A 14,914-nucleotide genomic window follows, 5' to 3' on the forward strand; every position below is an offset into this window, starting at 1 on the left:
TGTTTGTGGGCGACACGATTAGGTGCGCCGCGCTTCCATCACCCCATCGACTTGCGATAGCTTAGCCATCACCCGAGAGAGTCCCTCTAAATTGTATAACTCGAGCTCAAGCTCAATGATGACAGTTTGATTTTTAACATCCAAAGATGAGCTCATCGCCAGTACCGTCGATTTTTCGGCGGCCAGCACTGAGGTCAGATCTCGCAGCAAGCCATTTCTATCGTTAGCAAACACTTTTAAGCGCAGCTTATAGCCACCGGAGTAGTTTTTACCCCACACCACATCCACGCTGCGCTCGGGGTGTACCCGCATCAGCTCTTTCACTTGCTCGCAATCGGCGCGGTGCACGGAGATCCCGCGGCCTTTAGTAATAAAGCCAAAAATATCATCACCGGGGACAGGCTGACAGCATTTAGCGATATGGCTCATCAAGTTCCCTACGCCATTAACCTCGACCTGACCTCTACTTTTATGGTCTGTACGAGATTGATTTTTCTTGAGTAAGTCCTCAACGGCTTCCTCTTCTGACAGCTCATTGATGCGCATCCGACTCTGCACATGGTTGACCACCTGATTAAGACGCACATCGCCGCCACCAATGCCCGCCAGCAGATCGTCCATGCTAACCATGTTAAAACGCTCGACCGCCGTTTTGGCATCTTTAAGGGTAAGATTGCTGCGCGCTAATTCGGCTTCGAGCATCTCCCGCCCAGCGACAATGTTTTTATCTCTATCTTGCTGCTTAAACCAATGCTGAATTTTCGACCGCGCTCGCGAGGTGCGAATATAGCCTAAATTAGGGTTAAGCCAGTCACGCTTAGGGTTGGGGGTTTTCGAGGTGATGATCTCAATACGCTCACCGGTTTCAACTTGATAAGTAAACGGCACGATACGGCCATCGACCTTGGCCCCAATACACTTATGGCCGACGTGGGAATGAATATAATAGGCAAAATCCAGTACGGTAGAGCCCATGGGTAAGTCAATCACTTCGCCATTAGGGGTAAACACATACACTCTGTCTTCGAAGACCTGACTGCGCACCTCGTCGACCAAGTTGCCACTTTCGGCCACATCTTCTTGCCATTGCAAAATCTTGCGCAGCCAGTTGATTTTCTCTTCGTAACCGCTTTGCTTACCTGTGGTGCCCTCTTTGTATTTCCAATGTGCGGCCACCCCCAGCTCGGCATCTTCGTGCATCTGCTCGGTACGGATTTGGATCTCGACCGTCTTTCCCTCGGGGCCAACCACTATGGTATGGATTGACTGATATCCATTCGATTTAGGGTTGGCGACATAATCGTCAAACTCTTTAGGAATATGATGCCAAAGGGTATGCACCACCCCTAGGGCACCGTAGCAATCTTGCAGGCGGTCGGTAACGATACGTACCGCGCGCACGTCAAATAACTCATCGAAAGTCAGATCTTTACCGCGCATCTTCTTCCAGATGCTGTAAATATGTTTGGGTCTGCCATACACCTTGGCGCGAATTTGGTCTTGATCGAGACGTTGCTGTAACTGCTTCACAAAATTGTCGATGTAGCTTTCGCGATCGAGCCGCTTACCATCGAGCTGTTTAGCAATTTCTTTATAGGTTTCGGGGTGCAGGTAACGAAATGAGATATCTTCGAGTTCCCACTTCAATTGGCCAATCCCTAAGCGGTTAGCCAGCGGCGCATAGATATCGGCAATCTCTCGCGCCAATAAGACCCGCGTCTCCTCGTCAGCACTTTTCACTTCTCGCAGTAGGCAGATCCGCTCGGCCAGCTTGATCACCACCGCGCGCACATCTTCCACCATGGCCAGTAACATTCGGCGGATGTTATCGATTTGCGGCTCGGCATTGCGGCTCTGCTCGTTCACCTTGAGCGCGCCAATGGCATTCATGGTCACCACACTTTTTACCAATACCGCTAATTTTTCACCAAACAGTTCAGGCAACTGCTCGGCGCTTATCAGGCCGGCGTCATACACCACAAAAATCACCGCAGCTTGCAGGGTTTCGATATCCATATTGAGCGGAGCTAGGATCTCAATCATCTCGCGGCCGCGCTGATTGAGTAAATGGCGTTGAGCCCCTTCTTTAACGACCAGTCCTTCAATTTTTTTCATCAAATCGAGCAGAATAGCGGCTTCTTGCTCGTTATCGATGTAGCGATTAACCCACTCAGTTAATTGAAAATCTTTGTCATTAAAATGTGCTTCTCTAATAGATACCATCTAATGATTGTCCTTTATTGCTGATATTGGCGGCGCGCGCTCACCACAGGATAGCTCGCGGTGAAATATCATTCTATTACCTAAAAACCAAAGCCACTATCTTGAGGATTACGCCCACATTGTCAATCGACTCGCGTCGTTATTTACACTCAAGGCGTATTTAACCCCTTAATCTCGCTCAAATAGTGCCATCGCCTCAATATGATGTGTTTGCGGAAACATATCGATTAGCCCCAGCTTTTGCAGTCGATAACCCTGTTTAAGCAGTTGTTGACTGTCTCGGGCCAAGCTGACCGGATTACAAGAGACATACAGCACCGCCTTAGGTTTCATCTGCTTAAGCCATTGTAAGCTCTCGAACGCGCCAGCCCGGGCAGGATCGAGCAGCAGTTTATCAATCTGCCCCAGCCAAGGTTGTTCAGACAGATCGGCGCTCAAATCGGCATGGTAAAACTCAACGCCACTAACGCCGTTGGCAACCGCATTGTCTTTGGCCGTTGCCACCATAGCAGGCACACCTTCAACCCCCACCACTTGCGCGCCCGCCTTGGCCAGTGCAATGGTGAAATTGCCTACACCACAAAAAAGATCCAGCACTCGCTCAGTAGGCTTAATATCAAGCCACTCAATGGCCTGTTTTACCATATTGCGATTCACATCGGCATTAACCTGAATAAAGTTCCCCGGTGCAAAGCCCAATTGACTGCCGTCATCCAAACGGTAATACGGCAGGCTAGTATCACCATCTAGGTTGTCGATGTGGCCATGTTCATCGAGCAACACCAGGCGCACGCAGTGCTCAACACCAAAGGCACGCAGGCGAGCGATATCGGCATCGCTTAGCGCTTGGGTAATACGTAGCACCACCATATTGGCCGACTCCACCGCCACTAACTCAACATGGCCCAAACTGCGCTTGGCCTCTAGCGTATTTAAGCACAAGGTTAACGGAGCGATGAGTTGCGATAATGCTGGCGCCAACACAGGGCATTGATCGATAGCGACCACCTGATTACTCGCTAAAGCGCGAAAACCTAAACTCAGGGTTTTACTGTCGCGTTGATACTGAGTGGCAAGCCTTGCCTTGCGCCTATACCCCCACGCTTCACCCACCAGTGGTTCAGCCAACTGCAGCGCCTGTGCTTGACCCATTTTATCGAGCAAATTAACTAAGGCTTGCTGCTTATTCTCGCGCTGCATTGGCAGCGCTAAGTGTTGCAGGTCGCAGCCACCGCACTGGCCATAGAATGCACAGCCACTGGCGACTCTATGGTTAGATGCCACATCGATGCGTAGCAACTTTGCTTTAGCAAAACGTTTCTTTTGCTCAATTAATTGCGCCGTGACCGTCTCTCCTGGCAAGGCGCCGGGCACAAATACTATCTTGCCTTGCGCCTCAGAGACACCAGCCCCAAGATGATCAAGCTGAGTGATATTAAATTGCTGCTTCGCCGACATTTGCTTAGCTTTATTGGGTTTAGCTTTAAAAAATTGCGCCATTTAGGCCTCTAAAACGATAAAAATAGGAGTAAACACTGCCCAAAGTTAGGCAGTTTAATGTAACCTATACGCTACAACATTATAAATTAGCCAACACCATGAATAGTGCCGACAATATGACTAAATACAGCTTAAGAGCCTGGGTTCTTGTGCTGGCGTTAGCCCCCACTATTTTGGTTGGTATTTTACTTGGCAGTTACTTTACCATAAATCGCTTCTATGAGCTGGAACAAAGCTTAATTGAACGTGGCAGCAATATCATTGAACCCTTGGCGATCGCCGCCGAAATAGGTCTAGAAACCAAAAATTTTGAAACCACCAAACGCCTCATTACTTCGGTACAGCTCAATAAGTCAAACTTGGTGCAATTTATCGCCATTTTCGACACTAACAACCGGGTGGTCGTGACCTCGCATCATTACAAAAGTCACGAGTTTATGCGTTACAACCAACCCATAGACTCATTAAACGGCATTGAAATTGAGCAGTTTGGCGATAGCCTTATTTTACGCAGCCCTATTCTTTCTAGCCAACGTGAACTTATCGTCAGTCCGTTTGACAATAACGCTAATGCCGCTCAAGTTAACTCGGGCAAACTGGGTTATATCGCAGTCTTACTCAATAAAGAAAATGCCCTATTAGAGCAACACCGCGCCGCGGTGGCGGCTTTTATCATGGTGCTAATTGGGGTACAACTCAACCTGCTATTTACCTTTAGATTAGTCAAAAATGTGACTCAGCCGATCACCGATATGGTGCGCGTAGTCGCCAAAATACGGGAAGGAAAACTCGATACGCGTGTAGACGGCAATCTTATCGGTGAACTCGACCTACTCAAACGTGGCATTAATGCCATGGCCAGCTCGCTGTCGGATTACCATGAAGAGATGCAACAAAACATCGACCAAGCCACCTCAGATCTGCGCGAAACCTTAGAGCAAATTGAAATTCAAAACGTCGAGCTCGACTTAGCCAAAAAACGCGCCTTAGAGGCTAGCCGAATTAAATCAGAATTCTTAGCCAACATGTCACATGAGCTGCGCACCCCGCTCAATGGCGTTATCGGCTTTGCTAAGCAACTGCTAAAAACCCCGCTACACACCAGCCAGCAAGACTATATTAAAACCATCGAAAAAAGTGCCAGCAACCTGCTTAATATCATTAACGATATTCTCGATTTTTCTAAACTCGAAGCCGGTAAAATGGTGTTAGAAAACATGCCATTCGCCTTGCGTGAAGTGGTCGATGATACCGTCTCTATGTTGGCTAACAGCGCCAAAGAGAAAGAGTTAGAGCTGGTGGTCGATATCGAGCCCGCTATCAATGATAACGTCTCTGGCGATGCCTTAAGGGTAGGGCAAGTGCTCACTAACCTAGTAGGTAATGCGATTAAATTTACCGATGAAGGTAGCGTACACCTTAAGATGCGCCTTACTGGCACCGAGCCCGATAAGATCATTATTCGCTGCGAAGTCACCGACACAGGCATAGGTATCGACAAGCATCATCAACATCAGCTATTTCAAGCATTTGGTCAGGCAGACTCATCCATATCACGTCGCTTTGGCGGCACAGGTTTAGGGCTCATCATCACCAAACGGGTGATCAATCAGATGGGCGGCCAAATTGGCTGCAACTCCACACCAGATAAAGGCTCGACATTCTGGTTTACCTTGCCGCTAAAACTGAGTCAATACCCCATCAGCCAGCCATTAGATACCGGCAAGCTCAAACAGAAATCTGTCTTGCTGTTTGAACCCAGAAAACTGTCTCGTCATGTACATCAGGGGTTATTGCAGCACTGGCAAATGCTGGTGACGCCTATCACCACCTTGCAACAACTCGATGAGTTAATGAATAACACAAAACAGCGGTTTGATTACGCCATTATCAGCTGTAACGAGCTGGCTAAAAGCCCCTTACTGCTCGATACCCTGACGCGGATTAGACACATTAGCGATTATTCACTCTATGTGTGTAACAGCAACAACAGCGCCACCAATATTGATGTGATCCAGTCGGCTGTCGATAAAATTGTGCATGCGCCAATTGGCGAGCGCGAATTGGCTAACACTCTTATCCATCCTTACCGTGCGCCACCAGAGTCACAACCAAAGCCATTACAGGTTGTGCCAGCATTAAATCGCGAGCCACTTAGCGTACTGGCGGTCGATGATAATCCAGCCAACCTTAAATTAATCGACACCTTGCTGCGCGAGCTAGTCACCCACGTGGCCGTCGCCAACAACGGTAAGGCCGCTGTGGAGATTGCAAAATCGCGCCACTTCGATTTAATCTTTATGGACATACAGATGCCTGGTATCGATGGCTTTAGTGCCACTAAACAGATCCGTGAGCATTCGTTAAATCGCAACACTCCTATTATTGCCGTCACCGCCCATGCCATCGCCGAGGAGCGTGAACGTATTAATCAAAGCGGCATGAACGGCTATCTGCCCAAGCCCATCGACGAGGCGGCGCTCAAAGAGGTCATTAACAGTTGGAAGGTGCGCCCTAAGTTTACTCACTTTGAACAGCAAACACTCAATTGGGAACTGTGTTTAACTCAGGCGAATCAAAAAGCGAACTTGGCACTGGAGATGTTACAGATGTTGTTAGACTCGCTGCCAGAAACCCGTAATCAACTGACCTTGGCACTTGATACCCTCAATGCCAAAGCCATGCTAGCCCATGTGCATAAACTGCATGGCGCCAGCTGCTACTGCGGCGTACCCACGACCCAGCGCTTATGTAAAGAAATAGAGTCATCACTTAAAAATGGCGCCAGTGTCGAAGAGGTAGAACCTGAAATACTAGAGTTACTTGATGAGCTTTCTAAGGTAGAATCAGCCACTAACCAAGTAATATCCCAGTTATCTATGGATGTGATCGATGAGTAATAAACCAGGGTTCTTCAAACGATTAAAAGCGTTAGAGCTTGAACAAAAAAAATTGTTTGCTATCGCGCTGTGTCAGCGCATGTACCCCAACTACCAACTGTTTAGTGAAGTGTGTGAGTTTGGTGATCCACAGGTTTTAGACACAGCGCTAAATCTGTTATGGCAGTCAATGTATGACAAAAAATTGAAACTCAACATCGACATCTATCTCGAACGACTCGATCTCAACACCCCCGAGCCAAGTGACTTTGACGTTTATGGAGTCTATCCAGCCATGGACGCCGCAGTCGCATTAACCTCACTATTGAGCGCACTGCAAAGTAAGGTGGAAGACGATATTATCAACATCAGCAAACTCTCCTCTAGCACAGTAGCCAATTATATTGAAGCCACAATCGAAGATGAAATGGATGAAGCCACTTTAGATGAGTTTATTTTTAACCATCCCGTAATGGTCGAAGAAAAAGAGCTGCAGGCCTCATTATTGGATATCATTGAGCAAAATCCGAAGATCAGCGCTGACTTTGTCAAAGGCCTTCGTAAAGAAATTATCGAAGCTGGTGTATCTAATATTGGCATTTCAGTCGCGTAACTGCACATGAAGAAGCTCATCTACCAAGGTTATCTGTTAACCAACAACGATGGCTTAACCGATTCTTGGACACTCAGCATAGGGGAGCAACGCCGTAGCGGCTCCCTGTTTGAACTGCGGCGTCAGATACACTTCTATCAAGAGCTGGGCGTGCTGCCACCAGTCAACGCACCCACCGCGAATACCGAGCGAAACACGCAACCTAGCTCGCCAAAGGTTAATACTCGCCAAACAGGTACTCGCCGCCCCAATAAGCGCAGTTAGCTGAATGACGCAATGACGCTAAGTGGTTTAGTGACTTTAGTGGCTTAGCCTAATATCGCCCCATTAATGCCATCACATAGAGTCAAGCGGCTTTACGTTAAGCCACATTAGACCTTAGCTCAATAGCCGCCCCCAGATAATCATGCTAGGGTCGGCTAGTCTCTGGCGTTTGTGTTGGGCTTAATCATTATGATGCAGGGCAACGAATATTAGGGCACTGATACTGAGGCACTGATACTGAGCCACTGATACTGAGCCACAGTGGATGGATAATATCAGATGACTATGTCATCAATACTGAGCGTCATCAATACTGAGCCACGATTCATCACCAACACATAAAAACAGCCTGAGAGGGAAAGCCCCTTAGTTTAACCACCAGCACAATTTATGGATAAATTTGTCGTATGCTACCTATCTTGTCACCTCTGTTTATCGTCTTCGGCATCATGCTATCAGGCTTCGTAGTACAAAAAGCACGTATTTTGCCACAAGAGACAGATAACGTACTCAATCAGTACGTCTATTACATCGCCTTTCCGGCTATCATGCTGATTGTATTAGCCGAAACCCCAATTGAACAGATCACCGACTGGGGCTTTATTGCCGGTTACAGCTTAGCGATGACCATTATCTACCTGTTGACTATGGGGATATCGCTGTGGCGCGACAAGAAGCGCGATCTCGCGGCGATTAGGGCGCTTAACACCACCTTTGGTAACACGTCGTTTATCGGTATCCCATTAATGATGATGTTATACCCCAACAACCAGTTAGCACTGGCTGCAGCAGCCATTGCTAGCCTACTCTCGGTGACCGTCTTTGCTATCGTATTAGCCCAACTCGCGCTGTATCAAGGTCAAACCGACAGCGCCCTAAAGACAGTGGCTTTGGCATTACTGCAAAATCCTATCATTATCGGCAGCTTAATAGGCGTGGCCATTTCGGCGGCCCAGATTAGCCTTTATAGCCCTATCAGCGGCATCATTCGCCAATTTGGTATGACATCCAGCCCCTGTGCCCTGTTCGCCATTGGCATGGTGTTATGCAAAGCCAACCAACAGCAGGGCCGCAATGCCCCTCGAAAGCTTTCTACCGGCGCCGAACTCACCCTGCTCAACCTATTAAAACTGGTGTTACAACCCCTGTTTGCCTACCTACTGTGTAAAGCCTTTGGCGTTAACGGCCCGCTGCTTAAGATGGCAGTGCTGCTAGCGGCACTGCCCACCGCAGCCAGCGTTTACCTGTTGGCGCACCGCTTTCAAACTAACGCCACCGTCAGCGCGCAAAATATCAGCTTAGGGATAGTACTGAGCTTTGCGGTACTGCCACTACTTGACCATTTGCTGTAGCGCTGCCATACCCTTAAATTCAACAAAATGTGCGAACAAAAAGCACACAGGTATTTACTGTATAAAAAATCAGTATATACTGTGCATTAATACAGTACTTTGTAAAAGGATGTCATTATGCTTTGCCAGCTCAGCATCAATAACTTTGCCATTGTTCGTTTTTTAGAGCTCGACTTCAAAGCCGGCATGACCAGTATCACAGGTGAAACCGGTGCCGGAAAATCTATCGCTATCGACGCCCTAGGCCTGTGTCTGGGTAATCGCGCCGAAGCCAGTACCGTTAGGCCTGGTGCAGATAAAGCCGAGGTCAGCGCCCGCTTTTCTCTGCTCGATATTCCCTTGGCAAAGCGCTGGCTCGAAGATAACGACCTTGATCTTGATGATGAATGCATACTCAGACGCACCATCAACAGTGATGGCCGCTCACGCGCCTACATTAATGGCAATCCAGTACCGCTTAGTCAACTTCGCGCACTTGGACAATTACTGATCGGCATCCACGGACAACACGCCCATCACGCCATGTTAAAGAGCGAACATCAACTAACACTGCTCGACAGCTATGCTAACCACCGCATGCTGCTCGACAGCGTCAGTGCTAGCTATCAACGCTACAAACTGATTGAAAAAGAGCTTAAACAGCTACAACAATCGCAACATGAGCGCATCGCCCGTAAGCAGCTGCTGCAATATCAAGTAGAAGAGCTTAATGAATTTAATTTAGGCGAGCACGAATTTGACGAGATAGAAACCGAGCATAAAAAACTCGCTAACGGCACCGCTTTAGTGCAAGCCTGCCAGCACACCCTCTTCCTATTGCAAGACAACGAGCAAGGTGCGGTAGAATCGGTACTCAACTTAGCCATAGATCAAGCTCAAGAGCTTGAGGGCTATGACTCAGCTCTTAATAGCATTGGCAATATGCTCAACGATGCCTTAATCCAAGTGCAAGAAAGCAGCAGTGAGCTGCAACGCTACCTCGATGGATTAGAACTCGACCCCGACCATTTTGCTTACCTTGAGCAGCGCCTCTCTAAAATTATGCAGTTGGCACGCAAGCATCACGTAAGCGCCAAAGATCTTTATCAGCACCATCAAGCCTTAAATCAAGAGCTAATCAGCTTAGACTCAGACGAAGAGAAGCTTGACGAGATAGCTGAGCAGCTCCAAAGCTGCAAACAAGGCTTCATTGCCCATGCAAAAAAACTCAGCCAAAGCCGTAGCCGTTATGCCAAAGAGCTAGACAAACAGGTGACCCAATCGATTCATGAGCTCAGCATGCCTAAGGGTAAATTTGTTATCGATATTCACTTTAACGAAGAACTCATGTCGCCCAACGGTTGTGACACTATCGAGTTTCAAGTGACCACCAACCCAGGGCAACCGCTGCAACCTATCTCGAAAGTCGCATCAGGCGGGGAACTGTCGCGTATAGGCCTTGGCATTCAGGTGATCACGGCAAAGAAGGTCGCCACACCAACGCTTATCTTCGATGAAGTGGATGTGGGGATATCGGGGCCAACGGCTGCCGTGGTGGGGAAAATGCTACGCTCACTGGGTGAGTCGACTCAAGTGCTATGTGTAACCCACCTGCCTCAAGTCGCCGGTAATGGTCATCAGCACATGTTTGTTAATAAGCAGAGTAAAGCCGGACAAACCGAGACCTCTATGGTGCCGCTGGATAAAACCCAGCGCATTGAGGAGCTCGCCCGCTTACTTGGCGGCGATACCATAACCAGTAACACCCTAGCCAACGCCAAAGAACTACTCAGAGGTTAAAAACTGACAATACCTAAAGCGAAGGAAATACCTTCGCTTTTTGATATCGCTGATTCACTATTTAATCCCACTCATCTCATTGTACTTAATGAGCAAATTGTGCTCTCCATAACTCAACAAGAAAAACAAAACCATACATATAAGTCACGGCTAGACCGAAGTCTTTAACAGCATTTAATTGATTCACAGCGACACCAAGCTTTCAAAATAACCAGTTCATACAAACCCTTGCGCTTGCAAGAAATGGGCGTATAATCCCTCGGAATTTTTCAAAACAGAGTGCAGCAATGAACCAGGCAGTTAAGCACAACTTGACTCATTATCGTCGAGGATCGGCGTTGGTTTTATGTTTCTGTTTTTCGATTTCAAAAAAAGCCTCCTTGTATAAGGGGGCTTTTTTTTGTCTGCCTTTTGCGTAAGGTCAGGCAAGTTTAAACGGTTATCTGCCAGCCGCGCCGTTCAATGGCAATCTTAAATGTAAGCAACAGATAAAGTTTAAAACCATTTGTATCAGTTATCTATTTATAGGGAAGAGAAGCCATGGCGAACTCGTTGTTTCAAAAACACATCATCTCCATTCCGGAATTAAACCGCAGTGAACTTGAACTTATCGTTGAAACTGCAGGAAAGCTCAAAGCAGAGCCAAACCCAGAACTACTGAAAAATAAAGTCGTGGCATGCTGTTTCTTTGAACCATCGACACGTACTCGCCTCTCTTTCGAAACTGCTGTACAGCGCCTTGGTGGCACCGTAATTGGTTTTGATAACAGTGGCAATACATCACTGGCTAAAAAAGGGGAAACCCTCGTCGATTCGGTACAGGTGATCTCATCTTACGTCGATGCATTTGTGATGCGTCACCCGCAAGAGGGCGCCGCCCGTCTGGCGTCAGAATTTTCTCGTGGGGTACCGATAATTAACGGAGGTGACGGCTCAAATCAACACCCAAGCCAAACCTTGCTAGATCTCTATACAATCTTTGAAACTCAGGGTCGCTTAGATAACCTAAACATCGCCTTCGTTGGCGATCTAAAATATGGTCGCACGGTGCACTCACTGACTCAGGCACTCTCGAAGTTTAATAACATTAACTTCTTCTTCATCTCGCCCGAAATATTGGCAATGCCTGACTATATCTGCGAAGAGTTAGACCAAGCAGGCATCAACTATAGCCTGCATGCGACCATGGAAGAGGTGATCCCAGAGCTTGATGTGTTGTACATGACTCGTGTTCAAAAGGAGCGTTTGGACGAATCTGAATACGTGCATATGAAAGCCGCTTATATCTTAACTGCTGCAATGCTCGCTGACGCGCGCGACAACCTAAAGGTATTGCACCCATTACCGCGTATAGATGAAATTACCGTCGATGTCGATAAAACCAAGCACGCTTATTACTTTCAGCAAGCGCAAAACGGCGTTTACGCGCGTGAAGCATTGCTGGCACTAGTACTGAACGAACAACGTTAAGCAGGAGATAATCACCATGACCAAGGAAACCCAACAAGTTGAAGCGATAAAAAATGGTTCCGTTATCGACCATATTCCTGCCAATGTGGGGATTAAAGTGCTAAAGCTGTTCAAAATGCATAAAACCAATCAGCGTGTCACGATTGGTCTTAATCTGCCCTCTTCTGCTTTGGGCGCTAAAGATCTGATTAAAATTGAAAATGTTTTTATCAGCCCAGAACAGGCGAATCAATTGGCCCTGTACGCCCCTAACGCTACGGTTAATCAGATTGAAAATTATGAGGTCGTTAAAAAGCTGACATTGTCGTTACCTGAGCGGATCAACGCCATTTTTAAGTGCCCAAATAGCAACTGCATCACCCATAATGAACCGGTAGACAGCAGCTTTAAGGTCATCGCAAAGAAAGACGATGTGCAACTAAAATGCAAATACTGCGAGAAAGTGTTCTCACGTGAAATAGTGACTGAGCGTCACTAAGCCACTCTTTATCTCGATAAGGTAAAGCCTGCTCAGTCATGAGCAGGCTTTAAAATGACACTCCACTAGCTAATGCAAGTTGAGCAAAGATTAGCAATCAGCGCTTCATATCAGGGTACTGAAACTCATGACATTGATTACAGTAAACTTGACTCTCTTTATGTTCTTGATGGCAGTAAGTACAAGGTAAGTCTGTACCATAATGCAGACTGTCATGGGGATTTGGCTCTATATCATGACCGGCATCGGATGGACGCTGTGTAAGTTCAGCCACATCATCTGGCGTACTATGACAGGTTTCACATGCACTGGCCTGAGGAATCGTTTTACGTTTTGCATCGCCGTGGCAAAAGCTACACTCAACCTTACCATTATCCCCCGTCATAACTTCTTTATGATAGTCTTTTATTTTCATGGCATTAGCCGCTGGGATTGACATCAGCATCAAGATGCACATTGTCGTCAGTATTCTTAACATCTTTATTCCTATTACTACGTTGATCTTTGTTACCCGATAACTGTTACCGCCCGGTGATTAATCGATGGCTGGTTTACAGGATGTATCAGGCCAATTGCGGCTTGCTCGCTAAAGTCAATGGGAGCGGTATTGACGATAGCCAGCAAGCGCAACATTTCCCCGATAAAAGTTATTCGTACTGCGCAATAAAGGCTTTTGAGACACGAATATCGGGCGTAAATGGACGGTCAATATCGACAAATGGCACTTGTTTACGGAAAGCATCATACATCGCTTTTGTCGCCTCACCTTGCTTGAGATGGTTGTTCGTCTGTTTACGTAAATCGATGGCTTGAGTCGAATGCATCAGTTCTAGGCCATACATCACGTTAATGTTGTCAACAATTTGAATTAAGTTGTCTGATGCAAGCTTTAAGTTGGTAAAGGTGTCTTCGATGTTACCCGCAATGGCAATACCATTAAACGATACCGGAATCGCCAAAGCTTGGTTACGTACCTGCATATCAACAAAGGTTTTTTGAATCGCACCAAACGCATGACCATTGTTACCCGGTGCACTTAAAAAGCGCGGTAAATGGGTAAAATGATTATCCGATAAATGAATCGTACGCATGGCGCTATTATGTGATACATGCGTCAGAGCAATACTTAACTGCTGCACCGCAAGTGCGACAGGGAGTGGTTCGAAGTTAGTGGTTGGGAATACGCCACCCTTTCCTTCAACCAAGTATTTAGCAACTTGAGAATGCTGTCCATAATCTTTACTAGCACCAAGAATAACACCTGGGTTGTCATCAGAATGGTTTATCTGAATATTGATTACCTCATCAAGATCGGCAAGCGCCTTATATGCGCTGGCAAAGGTGTACGCCGTAGTGCGGTAACTGAGTGGGTCTTGCAGTGGACGCTCGCTATTTTCGTCCCAGAGATAACTGCCAGATAAGCTATTTAATATATCCTGAGTTGCTCGCTGCAACTGCGGGAATGGGCGGATATCATTGGTTTGTGGTAAGAAGGGCGACACATTACCATTTAAGCCTTCTAGACTCAGGCCAAAAACCGTTGGTGATACATCGAGTAAATGCTTGGCATCCCGATAACCTGCCATTGCATAGGTGGCACCGATGGCATTATTCGATAAAATGGAAAGTGCATCTTTTCCTACCGGTTGTAACGGCTTAATCCCTGCTTTTTTCATGGCTTCGACACTACTCATGCGTTCACCTTTATAGATAACGTCCCACTCACCGATCATGGCCAGACCGACATGTGACGCAAGCAAAATATCGGCCTCACCGATCGTACCTTTCGACGGGATAATTGGCGTAATATCGTGATTTAAATACGCTTGATAAAGCTCAGCAACATAAGGCTGTACCCCTGTGTGCCCCGAGAGAATAGTATTTAAGCGCACCGCTAAAGCCACACGCGTTAACCGCACAGGCATGGGTTCGCCAACACCGGCACTATGCGCTCTAAGAGTACTATAATTAAATGATTCTGAAGCTTTTAATACTTCAGGGCTTAACTGACCATTCGCATCAAATAGTTTGTGATCTTTGTTTAAACCAACCCCTACGGTTAAGCCATAAACGGGTTTACCTAAACGCGCCGCCTCCATCAATAGTTCATGAGCCTTAACCAGTGCGGTAGCAGACTGAGCCGCTATTTTAACTTTAGCACCATCGGCAATCGCCCATGCTTGATCTTGAGTGAAGTGTTGTCCATCGAGCACGACCGTGTCTGCAGCCATGGCTTGGCCGGCTGTTAACGCTAATGCCAATGTTGAAATTGCAATATTTTTAGTTGCTTTCATGTTCATCCATTCCATCATTTTTAAAGGCTAGTTCAGGTGAACTAACCGAAGTTAATTGGGGT

Annotated in this window: 11 protein-coding genes; 7 read left to right on the forward strand and 4 right to left on the reverse strand. The window is 47.0% G+C overall.

Annotation, left to right across the window (positions count from 1 at the left end; all coding sequences use genetic code 11):
• Nucleotides 1-18: 18 nt before the first annotated feature.
• Nucleotides 19-2,223 (reverse strand): GTP diphosphokinase, encoded by a 2,205-nt coding sequence (gene relA, locus DN599_RS04925; RefSeq protein ID WP_110456494.1) that lies wholly within the window; start codon nt 2,221-2,223, stop codon nt 19-21.
• 168 nt (nt 2,224-2,391) lie between these two features.
• Nucleotides 2,392-3,723, reverse strand: a complete 1,332-nt coding sequence (gene rlmD, locus DN599_RS04930; RefSeq protein WP_110456495.1) for a 23S rRNA (uracil(1939)-C(5))-methyltransferase RlmD — start codon at nt 3,721-3,723, stop codon at nt 2,392-2,394.
• 98 nt (nt 3,724-3,821) lie between these two features.
• Here rlmD and barA point away from each other — a divergent pair, with 98 nt between their 5' ends.
• The 7 genes from barA (at nt 3,822) to pyrI (ending at nt 12,558) form a co-directional block, all read left to right on the forward strand.
• Nucleotides 3,822-6,623, forward strand: coding sequence for a two-component sensor histidine kinase BarA (gene barA, locus DN599_RS04935; RefSeq protein WP_110456496.1), 2,802 nt, complete (start codon nt 3,822-3,824; stop codon nt 6,621-6,623).
• Nucleotides 6,616-7,215, forward strand: coding sequence for a YjaG family protein (locus tag DN599_RS04940; protein WP_110456497.1), 600 nt, complete (start codon nt 6,616-6,618; stop codon nt 7,213-7,215). The genes barA and DN599_RS04940 overlap by 8 nt, the downstream gene beginning before the upstream one ends.
• A 6-nt stretch (nt 7,216-7,221) precedes the next feature.
• Complete coding sequence (locus tag DN599_RS04945; protein ID WP_110456498.1) at nt 7,222-7,479, forward strand: DUF3319 domain-containing protein; 258 nt, start codon at nt 7,222-7,224, stop codon at nt 7,477-7,479.
• 407 nt (nt 7,480-7,886) lie between these two features.
• Entirely contained in the window at nt 7,887-8,831 is a 945-nt protein-coding gene (locus DN599_RS04950; protein ID WP_110456499.1) for an AEC family transporter, read from the forward strand.
• 117 nt (nt 8,832-8,948) lie between these two features.
• Complete coding sequence (gene recN / locus DN599_RS04955) at nt 8,949-10,610, forward strand: DNA repair protein RecN (RefSeq protein ID WP_110456500.1); 1,662 nt, start codon at nt 8,949-8,951, stop codon at nt 10,608-10,610.
• 540 nt (nt 10,611-11,150) lie between these two features.
• On the forward strand, nt 11,151-12,080 hold the full coding sequence (gene pyrB, locus DN599_RS04960) for an aspartate carbamoyltransferase (RefSeq protein WP_110456501.1): 930 nt from the start codon (nt 11,151-11,153) through the stop codon (nt 12,078-12,080).
• Between the two features lie 16 nt (nt 12,081-12,096).
• Nucleotides 12,097-12,558, forward strand: coding sequence for an aspartate carbamoyltransferase regulatory subunit (gene pyrI / locus DN599_RS04965; protein ID WP_110456502.1), 462 nt, complete (start codon nt 12,097-12,099; stop codon nt 12,556-12,558).
• Nucleotides 12,559-12,655: 97 nt separating this feature from the next.
• Here the strand turns inward: pyrI and DN599_RS04970 are convergent, their stop codons facing one another.
• A complete protein-coding gene (locus DN599_RS04970) occupies nt 12,656-13,036 on the reverse strand; it encodes a cytochrome c3 family protein (RefSeq protein WP_110456503.1) in 381 nt (126 codons plus the stop codon).
• A gap of 169 nt (nt 13,037-13,205) precedes the next feature.
• Nucleotides 13,206-14,858, reverse strand: a complete 1,653-nt coding sequence (locus tag DN599_RS04975; RefSeq protein ID WP_110456504.1) for an HAL/PAL/TAL family ammonia-lyase — start codon at nt 14,856-14,858, stop codon at nt 13,206-13,208.
• Nucleotides 14,859-14,914: the final 56 nt, after the last annotated feature.

Source organism: Shewanella algidipiscicola, assembly GCF_900380485.1.
GTDB classification, from domain to species: Bacteria; Pseudomonadota; Gammaproteobacteria; order Enterobacterales; family Shewanellaceae; genus Shewanella; species Shewanella algidipiscicola.